Origin of the sequence: Neobacillus cucumis (genome assembly GCF_016908975.1) — a bacterium.
Taxonomy (GTDB): domain Bacteria; phylum Bacillota; class Bacilli; order Bacillales; family Cytobacillaceae; genus Neobacillus; species Neobacillus cucumis.
The window spans coordinates 1-17,955 of record NZ_JAFBEX010000026.1 but is presented as its reverse complement, the minus strand read 5'-3'; the positions used below and the strand labels follow the sequence as shown (position 1 = coordinate 17,955).

General features: G+C 40.0%; 15 protein-coding genes, 1 tRNA gene and 1 rRNA gene. 12 read left to right on the top strand and 5 right to left on the bottom strand.

The features are described from left to right. Positions 1-36: 36 nt before the first annotated feature. From JOC76_RS24695 to JOC76_RS24650, 10 genes are all read left to right on the top strand, one after another. Entirely contained in the window at positions 37-3,282 is a 3,246-nt protein-coding gene (locus tag JOC76_RS24695; protein WP_205181436.1) for a winged helix-turn-helix domain-containing protein, read from the top strand. A 100-nt stretch (positions 3,283-3,382) separates the two neighbouring features. Continuing rightward, positions 3,383-4,606 carry a substrate-binding domain-containing protein gene (locus JOC76_RS24690; protein ID WP_372442005.1) on the top strand — a complete coding sequence of 408 codons (1,224 nt, stop codon included), beginning with the start codon at positions 3,383-3,385 and terminating at the stop codon, positions 4,604-4,606. 83 nt (positions 4,607-4,689) lie between these two features. Beyond that, complete coding sequence (locus JOC76_RS24685; RefSeq protein WP_205181435.1) at positions 4,690-5,463, top strand: ABC transporter ATP-binding protein; 774 nt, start codon at positions 4,690-4,692, stop codon at positions 5,461-5,463. Then, positions 5,441-6,148: an ABC transporter ATP-binding protein gene (locus JOC76_RS24680; protein ID WP_205181434.1), complete on the top strand. Its 708-nt coding sequence runs from the start codon at positions 5,441-5,443 to the stop codon at positions 6,146-6,148. The genes JOC76_RS24685 and JOC76_RS24680 overlap by 23 nt, the downstream gene beginning before the upstream one ends. Before the next feature lie 19 nt (positions 6,149-6,167). Next, complete coding sequence (locus JOC76_RS24675; RefSeq protein WP_205181433.1) at positions 6,168-7,037, top strand: branched-chain amino acid ABC transporter permease; 870 nt, start codon at positions 6,168-6,170, stop codon at positions 7,035-7,037. After that, the gene (locus tag JOC76_RS24670; protein ID WP_205181432.1) at positions 7,034-8,032 is read left to right on the top strand and encodes a branched-chain amino acid ABC transporter permease; all 999 of its coding nucleotides are present in this window, start codon (positions 7,034-7,036) and stop codon (positions 8,030-8,032) included. The genes JOC76_RS24675 and JOC76_RS24670 overlap by 4 nt, the downstream gene beginning before the upstream one ends. An 11-nt stretch (positions 8,033-8,043) precedes the next feature. Beyond that, a complete protein-coding gene (locus tag JOC76_RS24665) occupies positions 8,044-8,223 on the top strand; it encodes a hypothetical protein (RefSeq protein ID WP_205181431.1) in 180 nt (59 codons plus the stop codon). A gap of 17 nt (positions 8,224-8,240) precedes the next feature. Then, positions 8,241-9,251: a 3-oxoacyl-ACP synthase gene (locus JOC76_RS24660; RefSeq protein ID WP_205181430.1), complete on the top strand. Its 1,011-nt coding sequence runs from the start codon at positions 8,241-8,243 to the stop codon at positions 9,249-9,251. 5 nt (positions 9,252-9,256) lie between these two features. Further along, complete coding sequence (phaZ, locus tag JOC76_RS24655; protein WP_205181429.1) at positions 9,257-10,144, top strand: intracellular short-chain-length polyhydroxyalkanoate depolymerase; 888 nt, start codon at positions 9,257-9,259, stop codon at positions 10,142-10,144. Positions 10,145-10,371: 227 nt separating this feature from the next. Beyond that, complete coding sequence (locus JOC76_RS24650; RefSeq protein ID WP_205181428.1) at positions 10,372-11,871, top strand: acyl-CoA synthetase; 1,500 nt, start codon at positions 10,372-10,374, stop codon at positions 11,869-11,871. Between the two features lie 345 nt (positions 11,872-12,216). On the opposite strand, the gene JOC76_RS24645 is transcribed toward JOC76_RS24650, so the two are convergent. Further along, positions 12,217-12,789 (bottom strand): RBBP9/YdeN family alpha/beta hydrolase, encoded by a 573-nt coding sequence (locus tag JOC76_RS24645; RefSeq protein ID WP_205181427.1) that lies wholly within the window; start codon positions 12,787-12,789, stop codon positions 12,217-12,219. A gap of 186 nt (positions 12,790-12,975) precedes the next feature. Here JOC76_RS24645 and JOC76_RS24640 point away from each other — a divergent pair, with 186 nt between their 5' ends. After that, entirely contained in the window at positions 12,976-14,388 is a 1,413-nt protein-coding gene (locus JOC76_RS24640; protein ID WP_205181426.1) for a DEAD/DEAH box helicase, read from the top strand. A gap of 47 nt (positions 14,389-14,435) precedes the next feature. Here the strand turns inward: JOC76_RS24640 and JOC76_RS24635 are convergent, their stop codons facing one another. The 4 genes from JOC76_RS24635 to JOC76_RS24620 all read right to left on the bottom strand — a co-directional run bounded on the left by JOC76_RS24635 (position 14,436) and on the right by JOC76_RS24620 (position 17,376). After that, positions 14,436-15,974: a solute symporter family protein gene (locus JOC76_RS24635; RefSeq protein WP_205181425.1), complete on the bottom strand. Its 1,539-nt coding sequence runs from the start codon at positions 15,972-15,974 to the stop codon at positions 14,436-14,438. Then, a complete protein-coding gene (locus tag JOC76_RS24630; protein WP_205181424.1) occupies positions 15,971-16,297 on the bottom strand; it encodes a DUF485 domain-containing protein in 327 nt (108 codons plus the stop codon). The genes JOC76_RS24635 and JOC76_RS24630 overlap by 4 nt, the downstream gene beginning before the upstream one ends. A 233-nt stretch (positions 16,298-16,530) precedes the next feature. Next, positions 16,531-16,603 (bottom strand) — tRNA-Ala (locus tag JOC76_RS24625). A gap of 77 nt (positions 16,604-16,680) precedes the next feature. Beyond that, complete coding sequence (locus JOC76_RS24620; protein WP_205181423.1) at positions 16,681-17,376, bottom strand: MgtC/SapB family protein; 696 nt, start codon at positions 17,374-17,376, stop codon at positions 16,681-16,683. A gap of 505 nt (positions 17,377-17,881) precedes the next feature. On the opposite strand from JOC76_RS24620, the gene JOC76_RS24615 reads away from it, so the two are divergent. Then, positions 17,882-17,955, top strand: a 16S ribosomal RNA gene (locus JOC76_RS24615); the annotation flags it as partial.

Sequence of the window (17,955 nt, the reverse complement as noted above, 5' to 3'; positions counted from 1 at the left end):
AGTGTAAATATGATAAAAAAAGGGAAGGGGGATCTTATGAAGCAGCCGATTATTCAATCAAAACTACGAATTCCGGTGGTAAAGGATGAGTTTATCAGAAGGGCAAAACTTACTCGAAAATTGAAAACGATTTCTGAGTATCCTTTGACCATTATCCATTCCGGTGCGGGTTTTGGAAAAAGTACGGCGCTTGCTTTATTTTTGCGGGATGAAAAAATACCAGGATGCTGGTACTCGATCTCATCTTTGGATGATGATATCCTCACCTTCCTCTCCCATCTGGTTCAAACGATTCAACAAGTGGACCCTTCGTTTGGAAAAGAGTTGTCGGTTGTTCTTGATAACATGAATCGTTATATACGCGATGAGGAATTAAACATTTTATGTTCGCTTTTTATTAATGATATTCTCATGTGTAAGACCGAGATCACGTTGATTCTTGACGATTTCCATCAAATTGAACATTCCTATACGATTAATACATGGATGGAAAGACTGCTTGCACACATTCCCGCTAATTTACATATTGTTATTTCGAGCCGCAGCCGTCCAGGCTGGAGCCATTTAACAAAAATGAAGGTATGCGGTCAATTATTAGAAATAACTAGGGAAGACCTAGTGTTGACAATGGATGAAATGGAATTATTATTAACGGATCTTTATGGATTAGAGATAGACCAAAAGGATCTACAATCAATTTATGACATAACAGAGGGGTGGATTATTGCCCTCTGCATGATTGCCGCGCAAATACCATTACAAACGGACATAACCGAAATATTACAACACTCCTCTCAATCGCTCCAAGACTTTTTTCAATATCTAATTATGGAAGTCTTTTCGAAACAGCCGCCACTGATTCAACAGTTTCTTGAACAAACGTCCATTTTTGAAGAAATTGATGAACAAATATGTGATGAAGTGATCGGTTTCCACGGGGCCTCTAGTATTCTTGAGCAGCTGAAAGACCGAAATTTATTTATTCAGAAGGTTGGAATAAATCAATATCGCTATCACGCCTTATTCAAGGAGTTTCTGGAAGATACCTTTCAAAAAAATAATCCAGCTTCCTATACGGCTTTGCATGAGCGCTGTGCCCGTTATTATGAAAAACATCAACGATGGGAAAAAGCCCTTCATCATTATAATAAAATCAATCACTTAAAAGCGATTAGTTCGATTTTACAAGACATCGGTTTAAGGATGCTTGAAAATGGAAAGCTGAAAAGCTTGTACGATCAGTTAAGAATCCTTTCAGAAACGGAAATGGAGATCTATTATCAGCTGTGGTATTTAAAAGCAGAAGTCCTCCGCTATCGTTCGAACTATCAAGAAGCAGAGGAATGTTATGAGAAGGCCTTTGCTGGTGCCAAGAGGAACAAGGATCACCTTGGGATGAGCATGGCACTTGAAGGAAAAGCCAGGATATTCCTCGATACGATTCAGCCTCATCAAGCTGAAGAACTATTATATGAAGCGATATACCAGCGGGAAAAATGCAGGGGAGCAGAAACGGAAAAGGGGCAATTATATCATTTATTATCTGAGAATCTACTAAACTCGGGAAAAGCTCATGAGGCGGAGAAATGGATTCAAAAAGCAAAGGGAGTAAACCAATTCCAGCCTGATGCCCATTTAGAAGCAAGATTGTACTTAAGAACGGGACGGTTTACGGCGGCTAAGAACGTACTTCTACAGAAAAAAGAAGAGTTAAAAGGTTCTACCATCCATTCACTGCCACAATCGCATCGTGAAACAGATTTAATACTCTCTTTAATCGAAGCCTTTATTGGAGAAGGTGTTAAAGCAAAAGAACTCGCTCAGGCGGGGATTCAGCAAGGAATAAGCAATAAAGCCCCTTTTGTAGAAGCGTGCGGCTGGATTCGTATGGGGCATGCGGTCCAGTTACTGAATAAATATGATGTGAGTTTGGCTGAGAGCTGCTATCAAACCGCGTTGGATATCATGGACCAGCTCCGTGTGGATAGAGGAAAAGCAGAGCCTCTTATGGGCTTAAGTATTCTGTACGGAACAAGAGGTGAACTAGAACGGGCATTGGAAACAGGCAGGAGAGCATTGCAGGAAACAGATAAGGTTCACGATGTTTGGCTGTCAGCCTTTATTACGCTCTGTCTGGGAATTACTTGTGTATATAATGATCAGCATCCCAAGACACTATCGCTATTGACAAAAGCGGAAGGGCTCTTTGTGCAATGTGAGGACTGTTACGGACAAACACTAAGCCAATTTTGGCTGGCCTATCATTATTACCTAGGAAAACAGGAGGAGATGTTTAAAGCTGCGATTAGTCATTTTTTAAAGCTTGTGCAAATGTATGATTATGAATTCTTATTTCATAAAAGATCTGTATTTGGACCTAGAGACTTACAGATTTATGTGCCGCTCTTAATTGAATGTATGAAAAAAGAGATTCAGCCATCCTTTGTTCGAAAAATTTTGCAGGATATGGGGATAACCACTTATGATTCCCACCCGGGATATTCCCTGCGCGTTCAGACCTTGGGGCAGTTTAAACTATGGCTTGGTGAAAAAGAGGTGTCCGAAAGAGAGTGGCAGAGAGAAAAGGCAAAGGAGCTCTTTCAATTACTGATTACAGTGAATGAATTAATGGCGAAGGATGAAATCATTAGCATTCTTTGGCCTAGTCAGGATAAAAAAAGCGCGGACCGTGATTTTAAAGTTGCGCTTAATTGCCTTCATCATGTCCTTGAACCACACCGCAAGGCTCGGGCAGCACCCTTTTTTATTATAAGAGAAGGGATGTTTTATGGATTAAACCCGAATGCAGTCATTGAGATGGATACCACACCATTTAAGGAATGGATTGAGGCTGGTTTAAATGAGAACAATCCTGACAAGGTTATTTCTTTTTTAGAAAGGGGATTAGCATTCTATCATGGTGATTATTTACCTGATCGACGCTATGATGATTGGTGTATAAGTAAAAGAGAGAGTATGGCAGTCTTTTTTTTACGAGGTGCGGAGAAAATGGCTCAAGGTATGGTGCGAACGGAAAAATATGACGCCGCCATCAATTGGTGTGAAAAAATCTTGAATCGTGACCGTACCTGGGAAGAAGCTTACCGTTTATTGATGTACTGTTATTATCGAAAAAATAATCGGCCCCAAGCGATGCGATGGTACAAAAAATGTACAGAAGTACTAGAAGAGGAACTAGGTGTAACCCCTCTAGAGCCGACCAAGCACATGTACCAAATGATTATTGAATCAGAACGAATCCATTCGATGGAGCAGCCTTAAAAATTAGGGTTGCTTTTTTCTTTCTGTAACTCAAATGTAACTGCATTTCTCTATCATATAATCAAGCTTTAAAAATGTAAAATCTTAAGGGGGAGAATATGTGAAGGTGTTTAGTGGGAAATGGGCATTAGTTGGTTTGCTTATGTTTATGATGATTTTTGCGAGCGCTTGCAGTTCCAATTCATCATCATCAGAGTCAAAGGGAGACACCAAAAAGGGCCCCATTAAAATTGGCGTACTAGCCTCGAAGACAGGTGCCTTAGAAGCATATGGAAAACAAACATTAAGAGGGTTTGAACTTGGGCTTGATTATGCAACAGATGGAAAACGCGAGGTCGCTGGACGAAAAATCCAATTTATTGTAGAAGATACAGAGACAAAGCCAGAGGTGGCCGTCCAAAAAGCTACCAAACTATTAGAAGAAGATAAAGTCGACTTTTTAGTAGGATCTTCCAGCTCAGCCGATACGTTAGCGGTGCTTCCGCTTGCTGAGGAATATCAAAAGGTAATGGTGGTAGAACCGGCTGCTGCCGATAGTATTACAGGTTCCGAATTTAATAAATATATTTTCCATTCTGCTCGTAATTCTTCACAAGATGCTGTTGCTGGTGCAGCCGCTATTGCTAAAAAAGGAGTGAAAATTGCCACACTTGCGCCAGATTACTCTTTTGGCCGGGACGGAGTGGCTGCTTTTAAGGAAGCGGCGCAAAAGCTTGGCGCTGAAATTGTAAAAGAAGAATATGCAGACCCTGCTGCTACTGACTTTACCTCCAATATTCAAAAAATCATCGATGCGAAGCCTGATTATTTGTTTGTCGTTTGGGCCGGAGCAAACTCTCCATGGAAGCAGCTATCAGACATGAAGGTCCAAGAAAAGGGGATTAAGATTTCTACGGGTGCGCCTGATATTGCGGCCCTATCCACAATGGAGCCGCTGATTGGGATGGAAGGCTTTACTGTTTACTACTATGACCTGCCGAAAAACAAAATTAATGACTGGCTTGTCGCTGAACATAAAAAGAGATTTAACGGGGATGTACCTGATTTGTTTACACCTGGCGGTATGAGTGCCGCGATTTCCATTGTGGAGGCTTTGAAGAAAACGAATGGGAACACAGATACTGACAAATTAATCAGTACGATGGAAGGGATGAGCTTTGAAACACCTAAAGGCAAAATGACCTACCGTAAGGAAGACCACCAAGCATTGCAAACCTTGTATGCTATTAAGCTGGAGAAAAAGGACGGGGTTCCTTACCCAGTACCAGTCCTCATGAGGGAACTTTCTCCTGAAGAAACTGCACCACCAATCCGGAATAAGTAACAGTGTAAAAACGAGTGGGGTTGACCATGTGAACCGTGGTCAACCACCTTTTTCTAACGCAAACCATTTAGGCGGTGAAACGAATGTCAACATTGATCGAAACGAAAGATCTTTCCATTATCTTTGGTGGACATACCGCAGTAGACTCAGTCAGCATTGCCGTTCCAGAAAAACATTTTAAATCCATTATTGGACCAAACGGAGCGGGAAAAACCACCTTTTTTAACCTTCTGAGCGGCCAATTAGTCCCAACAAAGGGAAACATCTATTATCGTGATAAAGACATCACCAAATTCTCACCTACAGTCCGAACTCGGACAGGAATTGGCCGTTCTTTTCAAATTACAAATGTCTTTCCGAATTTAACCGTATTAGAAAATGTCAGATTGGCCGTTCAATCACAGGCGGGAGTCCGCTATCAAATGCTGTTTCACCATAAAAAATACAAGGGGTTTGAAGAGAAGGCACTAGAGTGGCTAAAGCTTGTCCTGCTTGACGATAAAAAGGATTCGCTCGCCATGAACCTCGCTCACGGTGAGAAACGAAAGCTTGAAATCGCTATGCTACTCGCACTTGAAACGGAGCTTTTGTTACTCGATGAACCTACTGCCGGCATGTCTTTAGAAGAAGTTCCAGCCATTTTAGAGGTCATCAAACGAATAAAAAACCAAGGAAATCGGACCATACTCCTAATCGAACACAAAATGGATATGATCTTAGATTTATCAGATTCCGTCATGGTCCTATTTAATGGGAGGCTGCTTGCTGATGGGACGCCTGAAGAAATCATGGAAAATGAAACGGTTCAGTCTGCTTATTTAGGAGGTCATCTAGATGAACGACCTGTTAAAGCTTGAACAAGTGGAGACACATATCGGCCAATATCATATTCTTCAAGGAATATCTTTTCAAGTAAAAAAAGGCGAAGTGACAGTGCTTCTTGGAAGAAATGGGGCGGGAAAGACCACGACATTACGAACAATTATGGGACTAAATCCTGCTTCAAAAGGAAACATCGTCTTCAAAGAAGAGTTAATTCAGTCACTGCCAACCTATCAGATTGCGAAAAAGGGAATCGGCTATGTCCCAGAAGATCAGGGAATCTTTGCAGGTTTAACGGTTGAGGAAAATATGAAAGTGGCCATGCAAAAAGAAAATGATGAAACAAGCAGACGAATGGAATGGATTTTAAATTTGTTTCCTGACCTAAAAAAGTTTTGGAAAAAACCTGGAGGCTATTTAAGCGGCGGGCAAAAACAAATGTTGTCGATTGCCAGAGCCTATGTTACTGAAAATGAATTATTGTTAATTGATGAGCCGAGTAAGGGACTTGCGCCCATTATGGTGGAAAAAGTAATGGAATCGATTCAACAAATAAAGAACCAAACGACCATCGTGTTAGTCGAGCAAAATTTCATGATGGCCAGCACCATTGGCGATTGTTTTTATATGATTGATGACGGACGAACGGTCAGCTCTGGAACGATGAAGCAATTAAAAGAAGATGAGGAGATGAAGCGAAAATATTTAGGTATTGCTTAAAGAAAGGAGGACCCACTAGATGGACTTATTAACCAATTTAACCTTAAATGGCCTTGCGACCGGAATGCTGATTTTTTTATTAGCAGCCGGGTTAACGCTTATTTTTGGGTTGATGGATGTCTTGAATTTTGCCCATGGTGGATTGTTTGCCTGGGGGGCCTACAGCGGACTTTGGATTTATCAGCGAACAGGCAGTTTTGTAATCGGTATTATCGGGGCCATTATGACAGGTTTTATCCTTGGAATACTTACGGAAAAATGGATTATCAAACCCGTATATGGAAATCATGTGCAGCAAATTTTGATTACCCTTGGGCTTATGCTCGTTTTATCCGAAATGTTAAAAGTCATATGGGGTCCTAATCAATTGACTGTCGCACCACCTGATTATTTAAAAGGGAGCTGGGAATGGGACGGAATCATTATTATTAAGTACAGGGTCTTTATCATTATAGTCGGACTGCTTATTTTCGCGGTCGTTCAATTTATTCTAAAAAAAACAAAGCTCGGCCTTGTGGTCCGGGCTGGTGTGATGAATAAAGAAATGGTCCAAGCGCTTGGCATTAATATTCAAAAAGTCTTTATGTTTGTGTTTATGATGGGGGCGGGAATGGCAGCTCTTGGCGGTGTCTTGTTTGCCCCATACTCTGGTGTGATTCATGCTGGAATGGGAATGGATTTTGCCATCTTAGCCTTTATTGTGGTGGTGATTGGCGGGATGGGAGATTTTAAGGGATCCCTTTTAGCTGCTATTTTAGTAGGATTATCTGGTTCGTACATGGCTTACTATGTACCGGATTTGTCATTGGCAGTGAATATGCTGCTCATGGCGATTGTGCTCATTATTCGGCCGCAGGGCTTATTTGGTGCAAGAGGGGTGAGCCGATGAAAGTTGTACAAGGAAATAAAATGACCGCTTCTTTTCTTGTCATAGCAGCCCTTCTTATTATTCTGCCATTTGTCTATGAGTCAAGAAACCTATTCATCTTATTAACACAAATATTTGTTTTTGCCATTTTTGCCATGAGTTATGATTTGTTATTAGGTTTTACGGGAATTGTTTCGTTTGGTCATGCGATGTTTTTTGGAATTGGCGCCTATTTGATGGGGATTTTTATGAAAAAATTTGAACCAACCATGCCGTACTTCTTCTTAGCCGTCCTATCAACGATTATCATCACGGCATTGGTAAGCTTTATCGTCGGCTTGTTGACCCTCCGCTTAAAAAGTCATTTTTATGCGATGCTAACCTTGGCACTTTCCGGGCTCTTTTTAGTACTCGCAGAAAAATGGCGGTCGATGACGTATGGAAACGATGGCTTTACTTTCCGGGTTCCTGACCTATTTATTGACCGAACTCATTTTTATTGGCTCTGCTTAATCATGATGGTCCTCGTCTTTCTATTTTTAAAGCGATTTACCAATTCTCCGCTTGGCCGGGTGCTTCAAGCCATTAGAGAGAATGAACAAAGAACCGAATCATTAGGGTATCAAGTGCTGCATTATAAAATTGCCGCTAGTGTCGTCTCTGGAGTATTAGCTGGAATAGCGGGAATTTTATATGCTATTTCCTTAAGATTTGTCAATACAAGCGTCTTTTCTATGGATATTACTTTAGACGCTTTATTAATGACGATTATTGGCGGAGTGGGTACATTAGTCGGGGCCATCATAGGGGCAGGGTTGATAGAATTTGCACATGACTGGTTGACCGAACTTGCGAAGGAACATGTCATCTTTGAACGCTGGATTATTTTCTTCGGCATTATCTATATTTTAGTCGTTATGTTTTTTCCAAAGGGAATTGTGGGGACATTAAGTACTTACACGTGGAAACGGAACAAACCACCTGCTATGAAAAAGAAGGAAAAAGTGGCGGGATAAAGGAGGGACCAATGGAGATTAATCAAATTGCTTCCTTTGTTGTCCGGATTCAATTATCATCAGTTGAAAATGGCCCTAGCAGAAAACAGTGGAGAATTAAGGTTACACATGTCCAAGAGGAATGTGAATCTTTATTTGAAAGTATGGAAGATGCGATGGAATATATGAAGAATACCGCGGAAAAAGCCTAGGATGGGAGGCAGAACGTTTGAACATCGGGATTCTTAGTACTGGTATCTATCTGCCTGAGAAGTTCGTGACGGGTAAACAGATTGCTCAAATGTCAGGTTTACCGGTTCATGTTGTGGAAGAAAAAATGGGGATAAAGAAAAAGTATGTCCCAGGAGAAGATGACCATACCTGTGAAATGGGAATAATTGCAGCCAAACGGGCCATCGACAAAGCTGGGATTGATCCCTTGGAAATTAATGTTGTCATTTATATTGGTGAAGAGCATAAGGAATATCCGCTTTGGACAGCAGGAATTAAGCTTCAACATGAGGTTGGGGCATTGAATGCCTGGGCATTTGATGCAGCTTTAAGGTGCGGAACGACCGTAATGGCCTTAAAACTTGCGAAAAGCCTGATGATAGCCGACCAGGGTATTCGAACAGTCTTGCTTGCAGGAGGCTATCGCAATGTGGACTTTATCGATTATGAAAATCCCAGGACACGATTTATGTATAATCTGGGTGCCGGCGGCGGAGCCATCCTTTTAAAAAAGGATCATCAGGAAAATAGATTGCTAGAAACAGAGTTGATTACGGACGGTTCTTTTTCAGAAGATGTGGTCGTTGTATCAGGCGGGACAAAGAATCCCATTACCAAAGAGGCAATCGAGCATCGGCTTAATATGCTCGATGTTCTTGATCCGGAGGGAATGAAGTCTCGTCTTGAACAAAAATCAATGGCGAACTTTTTGAAGGTTATTAGGGAATCAATTCGGAAAAGCGGGTATTTAGAAAGTGATATTGCTTATTTAGCGATTCTTCACATGAAAAGATCGGCCCATGAATATGTTTTAAAGGAACTAGGCTTGTCTACCGAACAATCAATTTATCTTGAAGATTATGGCCATATCGGGCAAATTGATCAGATTTTGTCATTAGAGCTTGCTAATAAGGAAGGGAAAATAAAGGATGGGGATCTTGTCGTTCTTGTAAGTGCTGGTATCGGGTATGCCTGGGGAGCAGCAGCCATTAAATGGGGGAAAGGATGATTGGAATGGTGAAGGTCACAATGAAAGAAGTTCATCTGCCAAACGGAGAGACACTTGCTTATCGAGAAAGGGCAGGCGGGGAGCAAAAGGTGTTACTGATTCATGGAAATATGACATCATCGAAGCACTGGGATTTAGTCTATGAAAATATGGATGCCAAATATAAGCTTTATGCCGTTGACCTGCGAGGCTTTGGCAAGTCTACCTATCATAATCTAGTCATGTCTATTAAGGATTTTTCTGATGATGTGAAGCTGTTCGTGGATGAGGTGGGCTTACGGGATTTTGCGGTCGTGGGCTGGTCCACTGGCGGCGCAGTGGCCATGCAATTTGCAGCAGATTATCCTGGATATTGCAACAAACTTATTTTATTAGCATCCGAATCGACGAGAGGCTATCCTTTTGACGGTAAAATAAAAGAACAAGATGAACAGCGGCGCTTTATCACCCATGCAGAGATCAAACAAGATGTAACCAAAACCATCCCAGTACAAACAGCCTATGACACCAATAATACGGAACTATTGAAGCTTATTTGGAATTCTGTAATCTATACACATCATCAGCCGTCATCCGAGCGGTATGAGGAGTATTTGCAAGATATGAGAACACAGCGAAATTTAGCAGAAGTCCATCATTCTAACAATACCTTTAATATTAGCCATCGTCACAATGGTCTTGTAAAAGGAAATGGTAAAGTGGATGACATAAATGTCCCAGTTCTGATATTGCGTGGAGAAAGAGATTATGTCGTTACAGCGGAAATGACACAAGAAATCATAAAAGACCTAGGGGAAAAGGCAACGTTTATTGAACTGAAAAATTGCGGGCATTCCCCGCTGGTGGATGATTTGCCGCAATTGTTAGCGGTTATAACCGAATTTTTGGGATGAGAAACGACGGCCTTTCAGGGTCGTTTTTTACATTTTGTAAATATAATCAGAGTTTTGTTAATAAGTGCAAAAAATTTGTTTATATATCCGGTATTTTTGTTAATAAAGTTCAAAAATTTGTTAAAATCCACCGAAAATTTGTTCATAAACTCATTTTGTAACTTCTATGTAACTAAAAGCATGTAAAATGGAGCTATCTTATTTATTGGTGAAGGAGCGATTGTTCGGTGTGGTGGGAATTAGATTGGTTGGAACATAGAGCAAGATTAACACCTAGAAAGACAGCAGTGATCGAAGAGGACTCGGGCAAAGTATGGACCTACACAGAATTAAATAATCGAGCCCTTTCGATTGCAAGCTGGCTGCATCATAAAGGTGTTAAAAAAGGGGATCGAATCGCTTTATTATCGCCTAATCATATTAGCTATTTTGATTTATTATTTGCCTGCGGAAAAATGGGTGCCATTTTTGTGCCGTTAAATTGGCGTTTAACAGACAGTGAATTAAAGGAAATATTAGCGGATTGTACACCCATCTTAATCGGTTTTCATCCTAAATTTGAAGTGCTCCGTTCACAATTAGCCAACAATACGTTTAGCTCCTTTTTAATCGGAGATACAAGTTATGAAGAGATTGTTTCTTATCCCATTGACACTGCTTTGAAGGAAGAAATTATAGAAACTGACCCGCTCGCTATGATCTATACTGGTGGAACAACCGGTAAACCAAAAGGTGTAGTGTTATGCCATCGCTCCATTGTCTGGAATGGAATTAACACGATTATCAGTTGGGGACTTTCGATGGAGGATACCACAATCAATTACCTACCCATGTTTCATACGGGAGGATTAAATGCCTTGAGCATACCGATTCTGATGTCTGGCGGGACGGTTGTAATCGGAAGCGACTTCCAAGGACCAAAAGCAGTTGAATCCCTTAACCAGTATCGATGTACAATTGTACTCCTCGTCCCGACCATGTATCATACAATGATTCAAACAGAGGAATTTCAAGAGAGCAGCTTTCCCTTTATGAAAATCTTTTTATCGGGAGCGGCACCCTGTCCGCTTCAGATTTACGAAGCTTTTTACAAGAAAGGGTTAGCGTTTAAGGAAGGATATGGTTTAACGGAAGCAGGTCCCAATAATTTTTACATTAGTCCCGAGGATGCTCAAGTCAAACGGGGCTCTGTTGGGAAGCCAATGTTATTTAATTCGATTAAATTGTTAAAATCAGACGGAGCTGAGACAAAAGCGGATGAGGTAGGAGAAATTCTAATAAAAGGCAAGCACTCCTTCTCGTTTTATTGGAACCAAAAAGAAGCTACTAATGAAACGATTCAGGAGGGGTGGATTCATACCGGTGATTTAGCTAAACGGGATGAAGACGGTTATTTTTATATTGTCGGCAGGAAAAAGGATATGATTATTACCGGGGGAGAAAATGTGTATCCACTCGAAATCGAACATTGGCTTGCCGCTCATCCTTCTATTAATGAAGCAGCAGTCATTGGGTTGCCTGATCAAAAATGGGGAGAGGCGGTTACGGCCTTTATTTCATTCAAAGAACCTTTTACATTAGATGAAGTGGAATTAAAAAGGTATTGTGAAACCAAATTAGGGCGATATAAAATTCCCAAACAGTTTATCTGTTTAGAAGAACTGCCAAAAACCCATGTGGGGAAAATCGATAAAAAGAAACTAAAAGAAATAGGTATTCTACTTTAAAGGGGAGAAACACGTTCTTCCCTTATTTTATTTTAAAAGGCTCTGTTGTAACTGAATGTTGATTTCACTGTGTTTGAAAAATAAACGGAAAAATTCCGTTTAAATTGGGAAATACCCCTATTTTCTTAAAAATAAAGGAAGTTTTTCCGTTTATATGATTCAAATCTTTGGATTTTGTTTTATTTAGAGCAGTTAAGCGGAATATCTCCGTTTATATCTGGTTCTTAAGTTTCAAGCATATACTTTAACCGGAAATTCTCCGCTTATGAATTCGCATACCTACACGCAAATAACAGTGAATAATAACAGAGCTTATTAAAAAAAAGAAGTGATGAATACCACTCCTTAATTCATGATAGCTATTTTGTGTGATAATAATAGATCAAGGATGGTCTGCCATTTTCCATGTCCTGATGCTGGATTGATATGACCCGCATTTGGTATGACGATGGAGGGATGTGCAAGACTTAAATAGTTATTTGCATCCTCGATATTGCAATAAGGATCATTATTTGAGAGGATAAACAAAATATCTTCAGCAGTTCTTGATAAATGGTCACTGCTTAAGGGAACCGGAAAAAAAGTTTTTGCTGAGGTAAGCGTAATTGCCGGAGAAGGCGGTGCCACAAGAATGACGCGTTTAGCTAACTTTTTCGTTTTTATTGCAGCGTAATGAAGCCATAAAATACACCCTAAACTATGTGTAATCACTGTGAGTTCGGTATTGGCCGGAATGGTGTCAATAGCTTCATCTAGTTCCTTTAACCACATCTTTAAATCAGGTGAATCATACGAAGAAAAGGTTGGATATGTAACCTGATAGTTTTTTTCCCTTAAGGTATCCGCCAGCCATGTCTGCCAATGATCTTGACCGCTTCCCCCTAACCCGTGAATAATAAGAAAATGTTGTTGATTCATTATACCCCTCCTTTAATTTACATTATTCCGATTGATTAAGTTGGTATTATTAAGATTATAATGTTTTTAGTCAAAATTGGCAACAGATGTTTTTTTTATTTTGCTACAAATAGGTAATGGATATTTGCAATTGCCACTATAAACAATCAATATTAGGTGTAGGTAAATTAGAAAGTAGGGGTATTTTTGTCAGATTTCGAATCGTTAGGTATTTCAAATGAGCTTGTGGAACAGTTGCGGAATCATGGGATTGCCATTCCAACACCAGTTCAAGAACAAGCCATTCCATTAGTATTAAAGGAAGCAGATGTCATCGCCCAGGCACAAACTGGAACAGGGAAAACCTTTGCGTTTATTCTGCCCATTCTGGAAAAAATAGATCGCAGCGCTTCCCATGTCCAAGCGCTAATCGTTGCGCCAACAAGAGAATTAGCCTTACAAATTACACAGGAAGTCGAAAAATTAATTGCGGAAATTCAAGGTGTAAGTGTTTTAGCGGTTTATGGAGGACAAGATGTTGAAAGGCAGTTAAAAAAACTAAAAAGGCATCCGCAAATTGTTGTGGGGACACCTGGTCGGCTTTTGGATCATATCAGGAGAGAAACAGTTAAACTGGAGAAAACTTCTTATCTAGTCTTAGATGAAGCCGATCAAATGCTCCATATAGGGTTTTTGGGCGAAGTAGAGGAGATTATCAAGAAAACTCCAATGACCAGACAAACCCTGTTATTCTCAGCTACCATGCCTCCGGAAGTAAGGAGTCTTGCGGCACAGTATATGCGTAATCCCGAATATATTCAGATTGAAAAAACGCAAGGTCCCGCTATTAGTGTCAAACAAATCGCCATTCATACCACCGACAGGGCCAAACAAGCTACCCTGATTCAATTAATTGAAACCTATCGTCCTTTTTTAGCTGTTATTTTTTGCCGGACGAAACGTAGAGTAAGTAAGTTATTCGATGCCTTAAAAGCCTATGGATTCTCATGTGACGAGTTGCATGGAGATTTGTCGCAGGCCAAACGAGAAAAAGTCATGAAACGATTTAAAGATGCGGAAATCCAATTGTTGGTCGCAACCGATGTGGCGGCAAGAGGACTAGATATCGAAGGGATTACCCATGTCTTTAACTATGACATCCCACAAGATGCGGAAAGCTATGTCCATCGAATTGGGCGGACAGGCAGGGCCGGAATGACCGGATTGGCTGTAACTTTATATTCTTCTGACGACAGACCAGTACTTGAGGAAATGGAAAAAGAGCTATCGATTACTATCCCGAAACAAAATGGGGGCCATGACAAAAAAGATAATGAACATACAGGTGAGGGGAAAAGAGAACGTCGGCATGCCCCAGCCAAAACTCGGGGACCCATAAGAGAAAAGCAAAGCAGTAATCACGAAAACCGCCGTAGTGCAAAGGGGAAAAACGAGCGTGGGTCAGAAAGGACGAACAAGGCTAGTCGTAAAGAAACACCTGATAGAGGAAAAAAACAGAACACATCTAATAAAGGAAAATCTCCTAGCTTTTCTTCTCCTAGCAAGTCCAATAAGCGAAGCACCAAAACCGCAGTAGGAAGAAGTAAAAGGAGCCGCTAGACTATGACACAAAAAGGGACTGATTACACAAATCAGTCCCTTACTTTTTAGCCGCGAATCCCTATACCAGTATTCGATTTAACAAGAACCTCATCGAACTTTTTCACATCGGCTTTTTGTTTTGAGAAAATCGTTCCTAAATAGCCGGCAATGAAACCTAGTGGGATAGAAACAATGCCAGGAGTGGTGTAAGGGAAAATAGGGTTGCCCACAAAGATGGCTTTTCCTGCTTCAGGGCTGAAAACATTCGGACTAATAAGCACTAGTCCCACTGCAGAGATTAAGCCTATTACCATCGCCCAAATGGCACCCGTTGTATTAAAACGTTTCCAATAAATGGTGTAAATAATGACTGGTAAGTTCGCACTTGCAGCAACCGCAAAGGCAAGTGACACAAGGAAAGCAACATTAAGCGTTTGTGCACCTAGTGCCAGAATGATGGAGATGATAGATACACCAATGGCTGCCCATCGTGCCATACTGACTTGCTGCTTTTCAGATGCCTTACCTTTCCGTAAAATTTCATTATAGAAGTCATGAGCAAAGGCAGATGCTGCCGTTAACACAAGTCCGGCCACAACAGCCAGAATAGTTGCAAAGGCAACCGCTGAAATAAAAGCAAACAGCATGTCTCCGCCAATCGCTTTTGCTAATAGAGGTGCAGCCATGTTTCCGGCAGGGTTAGCAGTGATAATTTCTGAATTTCCAACAAATGCGGCTGCACCAAAGCCAAGGAAGATGGTCATGACATAAAAGATTCCAATGATCCATGTGGCATAAACAACAGAGGAACGGGCAGTTTTCGCGTCTTTAACAGTAAAGAAACGAACGAGAATATGAGGAAGACCTGCAGTTCCAAGTACCAATCCCATGTTCAGAGAGATGGTATCGAGACCGATTTTGTACTTAACACCAGGATTTAAAAAAGAATCTTTCAATGGTGTAGCAGTTTTCATCTGGTCAAACATATTAGTGATACTCCAGTTAAACTTAGCGAGTACAATAATAGAAATTAAGAAGGTACCACCCATTAAAAGGATCGCTTTAATAATCTGAACCCAACTTGTTGCATGCATTCCGCCAAATATCACATAGACAGTCATCAAGACACCAACAATTAAAACTGAAGTGGTATAATTTAATCCTAATAATAATTTTATAAGTGCACCTGCTCCGACAAGCTGAGCAATCATGTAAAAAACGGAGATAGCCACTGTATTCATTGCTGCAAATCCGCGAATTTTCTTAGCATCAAACCTTGCTGCTATCATATCTGCAAAGGTATACTTCCCTAAATTTCTTAATGGTTCTGCAACTAAATAAAGAACTACTAAATAGGCTACCAAGAAACCAATACTGTAGAAAAATCCGTCAAACCCCGTTAATGCAACCGCTCCAGCGATTCCTAAGAAAGAGGCTGCTGACATATAATCCCCTGCAATGGCCATGCCATTTTGCCAACCTGTTAAACCTCCGCCAGCCGTATAGAATTCATTGGCATTTTTCGTTTTTTTCGATGCATAGTAGGTAATGATTAGGGTAACAAACACAATTCCAAGAAACATGATAAAGGCAGGAGTATTCATTCGTCTTTTCCTCCTTCGACCACATCATTTGCTAATTTATCAAATTTAGCTGCTTTTCTTGAATAAAGCATACATAAACCCCAGGTCATAATGAATTGTAGGAAGGCAAAAACCCATGCCCAAGTAATACTGCCAATAAATTTATGATTGAGAATAGTAGAATAGGAAGTTAGAATAGGCAATGCAAAATAAAAGCAAAAGAAGAAAATTGTGATTGGAATAATAAACTTTTTCTTTTCGGAGAGTAATTTTTGAAATGCGTCTGAATGAACAATCGAAGTGTAATCGCTTTCAGAATTCATTTTCGTTTTTCTCGCCTCCATTGGAAGCCCCCTCTCATTAAATAAAATGCAGCAATAAAATAGAACCGGTATCCAATCCTCCTCACTTGGTTAATTCTGATTTTTCAAAAAATTAAAATCGCATTTTCATTATAGTAAAAATGGAAATAAATAGGCAATAGAAAATAATGAAAATAGTATAATTTTACTATTATTTGAAAGTTGACGTCAAAGTAACATAAAAAACCCTTTGCCATCGCAAAGAGTTTCTAATATGGAGACTATCGGGATCGAACCGACGACCTCTTGCATGCCATGCAAGCGCTCTCCCAGCTGAGCTAAGCCCCCGTCAATCTGGTACAATGAAAATTATATATGGATTATAAGAATCTTGCAAGTGGAAATTTAAAGAATAAGCTATTTTTTTAGCTTAAACTTTCGATTTCCACTTTATTAACCCCATCTAATTCTGAAACAGCAGCATAAACATCAGTTGTTTTTTCCCGATAATCCACCGCAACTAGGATTTGCACAAGATGGTCCCCGTTATCTAAGTCTTTTATCCTTAGCCGCCTAATAATATATTTTTTACTTATTAAAAAAGAAATAGCTAACTCAATTTGAGTTTTGTCTCTAATAAATAGTTGGAGAGAAATTTCCTTTTCACGTAATTGCTTTGGACCAAATAGCTTCATCAAAAAGGGAACTAATTCCACACTGATAATCAGAAGAGCGACACCAGCAAATGCTTCTAGATAAAATCCAGCTCCAACTGCTATTCCAATTCCAGCAGCTCCCCAAATCATCGCAGCTGTGGTTAAACCTGAAATGCTATCATTGCCTCTTCTTAAAATAACTCCTGCACCTAAAAAACCGATTCCTGAAACAATCTGAGCAGCGAGTCTTAGAGGATCCATAGTGATTTTTACATGATCTGAGTTTGGAAACATATACGCAGACTGAATCGATACAATCGTTAGTAAGCAACTCACAACCGAGATAACAAGACTTGTTTTCAATCCTACAGGTTTTCTCTTTAGTTCCCGTTCAAGACCAATAATAAGACCGAAAACTGCTGAAATTCCCAATTTAATCAATATATCGCCATCTGTAGTATTCATATCAATTCACTTCCGATACAAAGGTGATTAGATGATAGTGCTTAAGATGATTCTAAACTAGATATAGTGAAAAAGGGAAGAACAGAAAGTCCTTTGTTAAAATATTAAAGGCACATAAAAAAATATATAAAAATCTATTGCAATCATTTTTTTATCATGGTATATTAAATCTCGTCCTCAACGAGGCAGTCAATCAACAAAAAGAAATTTAAAAAGTTGTTGACATTAAGTTGAGTGATGTGATAAATTAAGGAAGTCGCTTTTGAGCGAAGAAATAGAAATTTCAAAAAAGCAACTTGAAATTGCTCCTGCGCCACTGTATATTCGAAGCTGTAATGTTCAGCTTGTCGCAAGGTTGCAAGAAGCTAATTAAGGATGCATTTCGAGAAGATATTTCAAGCGTAGAAGCCTTGTTCTTTGAAAACTAAACAAACAAAAACGTCAACAAACAATAATATTCATTTCTTGTGAAATGAAGCCAACGAACAAAATGAGCTAATCAACTTTCTTGGAGAGTTTGATCCTGGCTCAGGACGAACGCTGGCGGCGTGCCTAATACATGCAAGTCGAGCGAATCAA

Coding starts and splice junctions, on each gene's coding strand:
- JOC76_RS24695 (WP_205181436.1), top strand. CDS start 37: ATGAAGCAGCCGATTATTCAATCAAAACTACGAATTCCGGTGGTAAAG.
- JOC76_RS24685 (WP_205181435.1), top strand. CDS start 4,690: ATGTCAACATTGATCGAAACGAAAGATCTTTCCATTATCTTTGGTGGA.
- JOC76_RS24680 (WP_205181434.1), top strand. CDS start 5,441: ATGAACGACCTGTTAAAGCTTGAACAAGTGGAGACACATATCGGCCAA.
- JOC76_RS24675 (WP_205181433.1), top strand. CDS start 6,168: ATGGACTTATTAACCAATTTAACCTTAAATGGCCTTGCGACCGGAATG.
- JOC76_RS24670 (WP_205181432.1), top strand. CDS start 7,034: ATGAAAGTTGTACAAGGAAATAAAATGACCGCTTCTTTTCTTGTCATA.
- JOC76_RS24665 (WP_205181431.1), top strand. CDS start 8,044: ATGGAGATTAATCAAATTGCTTCCTTTGTTGTCCGGATTCAATTATCA.
- phaZ (WP_205181429.1), top strand. CDS start 9,257: ATGGTGAAGGTCACAATGAAAGAAGTTCATCTGCCAAACGGAGAGACA.
- JOC76_RS24645 (WP_205181427.1), bottom strand. CDS start 12,789: ATGAATCAACAACATTTTCTTATTATTCACGGGTTAGGGGGAAGCGGT.
- JOC76_RS24635 (WP_205181425.1), bottom strand. CDS start 15,974: ATGAATACTCCTGCCTTTATCATGTTTCTTGGAATTGTGTTTGTTACC.
- JOC76_RS24630 (WP_205181424.1), bottom strand. CDS start 16,297: ATGGAGGCGAGAAAAACGAAAATGAATTCTGAAAGCGATTACACTTCG.
- JOC76_RS24620 (WP_205181423.1), bottom strand. CDS start 17,376: ATGAATACTACAGATGGCGATATATTGATTAAATTGGGAATTTCAGCA.